4 protein-coding genes are annotated in these 3,208 nt (G+C 65.2%); 2 read left to right on the forward strand and 2 right to left on the reverse strand.

The window, feature by feature from the left end; translation table 11 throughout:
* Both AC5RWT_RS35995 and AC5RWT_RS36000 read right to left on the reverse strand, forming a co-directional pair.
* The coding region (locus tag AC5RWT_RS35995) for a zinc ribbon domain-containing protein (RefSeq protein ID WP_494084402.1) at positions 1-661 on the reverse strand (661 nt) is incomplete at its 3' end.
* Positions 662-735: 74 nt separating this feature from the next.
* Positions 736-1,593 (reverse strand): Nif3-like dinuclear metal center hexameric protein, encoded by an 858-nt coding sequence (locus AC5RWT_RS36000; protein ID WP_494084405.1) that lies wholly within the window; start codon positions 1,591-1,593, stop codon positions 736-738.
* A gap of 307 nt (positions 1,594-1,900) precedes the next feature.
* On the opposite strand from AC5RWT_RS36000, the gene msrA reads away from it, so the two are divergent.
* Both msrA and AC5RWT_RS36010 read left to right on the forward strand, forming a co-directional pair.
* Positions 1,901-2,425, forward strand: coding sequence for a peptide-methionine (S)-S-oxide reductase MsrA (gene msrA, locus AC5RWT_RS36005; protein WP_494084403.1), 525 nt, complete (start codon positions 1,901-1,903; stop codon positions 2,423-2,425).
* A gap of 85 nt (positions 2,426-2,510) precedes the next feature.
* Positions 2,511-3,208, forward strand: a 698-nt coding sequence (locus AC5RWT_RS36010) for a PLP-dependent cysteine synthase family protein (protein WP_494084404.1), incomplete at its 3' end; no start/stop codon positions are given.

Consider the following 3,208-nt stretch of genomic DNA (forward strand, 5'->3'; position numbering starts at 1 on the left):
GGATGTCGGCCAGGTCGCCGGGGCTGAGCTGCATGCCGGAGCCTTCGGACTTGCCGTGGAACAGGCGGGCGGCGCCGATGCCGCGGTGGGCCAGGGTTTTTTCGTAGACGGCGAGCAGGCCCGCGTCGAAGGTACCGGCCAGTTCCTGGCGCTCGGCGGCGGCTGCGGCGCGTTCGGATTCGATGCCGGCGAGCTCCTCATCACGGACCTGCTCCAAACCCGACAGTTCTTCGCGCAGCTGGTCATTCGCCTGCCGGTGTTCGGTCTGGCGCGTCCGGAGCGACTCCAGGCGCTCCATCACTTCCAGCTCCACGTCTTCCAGGTCGCTGCGGCGCTTGTTCAGCGAGACGAGCTCATGCTGCAGCGCGGTGAGGTCCTTGGGCGAGCCCGCTCCGCTGTCCAAACGCTTCTGGTCCCGCTCGATCCTCGACTGGACGGTCTCCACGTCGGCCTCGGCCCGCTTCAGCGCGCGTTCGGTATCCGCAATCTCCGTGTTCAGTGCCACCAACGACGAGTCAGCGGCGGCGACTTTCTCCGTCAGCGCGTCGATGTTGGCGTTCTTGGCGGTGGCTGCGGCCCGGCGGCTCAACTGAGTGAGCTTGCCATCGAGTGCCTGCAGGTCGAGCAACCTCAGTTGCTCGGAAGCCGGTGCCTTCGCCATGTACGTCCTTTCAACACGCTGCGGAACCACTGCGGTTCAGCCTGCTCCTAGCCTACAGTCCGGGCCCAGTCCGGTTACGCCGGGGTCAGGACGAAATCCCACGGGTCCGTGTTGGTGGTGCTGACCTTGACCTCTACCTGGTAGCCCTGGTCCGTCAGGACGTTGTCCAATGCCGCCGAGGCCGGCGTCAGCCAGAGCCATTCGCTGCCGAAGTGCGAGACGTCGATGAGGTACGGCCGCCCTTCGACGGCACCCTCGCGGGCTTCGGACGCGGGGTGGTGGCGCAGGTCGGCGGTCACGTACACGTCCGCGCGCGATGCCCGGACCTGATCGAACAGCGAATCCCCGGCACCGCCACAGACGGCCACGCTGCGGATGATCCCACTGCGGTCGCCGGCCACCTTCACTCCCCCGGCGACGGCCGGCAGGATGCTGAACACCTGCTCGGCAAATTCGCCCAGGGTCTTGGCTTCGGCCAGCTCTCCCACACGTCCAATGCCTTCTTCCGGCAAGCCGTTGTCGGCCGGCGCCAGCGGCCGCACATCTTGGAGTCCGAGTGCATCGGCCAGCACGTCGGAGACGCCCCCGACGGCACTGTCAGCGTTGGTGTGCACGGTGACCAAGGCGCACCCGCTTTCGATCAGCCGGTGCACGGCATCGCCCTTAAAGCTGGAGGCTGCCACCGAATTGACCGGCTTCAGCAGCAGCGGGTGGTGCGTCAGCAGCAGATCGGCCCCCCACTCGATGGCCTCGTCAATCACGTCGGTTGTCGGGTCCACGGCGAACATGATCTTCTGCACATCGGCCGATGGCCTGCCGACGACGGGGCCCACTGCGTCCCACTGCTCGGCCAGCGATTCGGGCCAGAGCTCCTCGATGGCCAGGAGCACATCGCCCAGGACCGGTGTCTTCGGCTGCGCTTCGTCCTGCATTTCGGGTCCGGTTCCCTCAGAGGATCCGGTTCCCTCGGAGGGTGCCGCTCCCTCGGGCGTCACGGTTTCGTCGGGCGTCGGGGTTTCGTCGGGCGTCGGGGTTTCGTCGGGCGTCGGGGTTCCCCCTGGCGTTTCAGTTCCCCCAGCGGCTTGGGTTCCTGCAGGGGTTTCAGTGCCCCGGGTGCGGAGCTGTTCGTCGTCGACCATAGATCCTTTTCTACCCCATCCGCTCGGGTCCTCCCACAAGTCCTGCAGGGAAGATTTGGGGCCTCGGGAACATTCGAGAGGCAATAGGCATTGTTTAACCATGAAGACTTTTGTGCTTGGCGGTGGCTGCTTCTGGTGCCTGGACGCGGTCTACAACAAGACCCGCGGCGTTACGGAGGTGGTCTCCGGCTATACGGGCGGGCATGTGAGGAATCCGACGTATGAAGCGGTCTGCTCCGGAACCACCGGACATGCAGAGGTGGTCGCCGTGACCTTCGACGAAACGGCGGTGCCCGAAGATGTCATCCTGGGCATGTTCTTCGCCTCGCACAACCCCACCACCCTGAACCGCCAGGGTTACGACGTCGGCACGCAGTACCGCTCATCGATGTTCTACATCGACGACGACCAAAAGAAGACTTTTGAAGCCGCCATTGAACGCGCCCAGCCGGACTGGAAAGACCCGATCGTGACCGAGGTGGTTCGGCTGCCCGAGTTCTACCCGGCCGAGGACTATCACCAGAACTTCTACGCCAAGCATCCCGACGCCGGCTACTGCCAGGTGATCATCAATCCCAAGCTGGCGAAGGCCCGAAAATATTACGCCGAATGGCTCACCTCATAGCTCGCCCCTCTGGCCGCTGACTAGGCTGGAAGAAGTTTTGTTACTCCCATCTGTAAAGGCCTCACGGCCAGAAGGCAGGAAAGACATGGCACAGATTTACGACGACATCACCCAGGTTGTGGGACGCACCCCGCTGGTGCGCCTGAACCGGCTCACCGCTGGCCTGCCGGCCACGGTGGCCGTGAAGCTGGAGTTCTACAACCCGGCCAACTCGGTTAAGGACCGGATCGGTGTGGCCATCGTCGATGCCGCCGAAAAGGCCGGAGCCCTGAAGCCGGGCGGCACCATCGTGGAGGGCACCTCCGGCAACACCGGCATTGCGCTGGCCATGGTCGGTGCTGCCCGCGGCTACAAGGTCATCCTGACCATGCCGGAGACCATGTCCACCGAGCGCCGTGTGATGCTGCGCGCCTTCGGTGCCGAAATCGTGCTGACCCCGGGTTCCGAGGGCATGCGCGGCGCCGTGGAAAAGGCCAAGGAAATCGTGGCCAACACGGAGAACGCCATTTGGGCCCAGCAGTTCGCCAATGAGGCCAACCCGCTGATCCACCGCACCACCACCGGCGAGGAGATCTGGGCCGACACCGACGGCGAGATCGACATTCTGGTGGCCGGCATCGGCACCGGCGGCACCATCACCGGTGCGGGCGGGCTGCTCAAGGAGCGCAAGCCCGGCATCCAGATCATCGCCGTCGAGCCGGAAGATTCCGCCATCCTCACCGGCGGCAACCCCGGCCCGCACAAGATCCAGGGCCTCGGCGCCAACTTCGTGCCGGACGTCCT

Source organism: Arthrobacter sp. Dra40 (assembly GCF_059091905.1).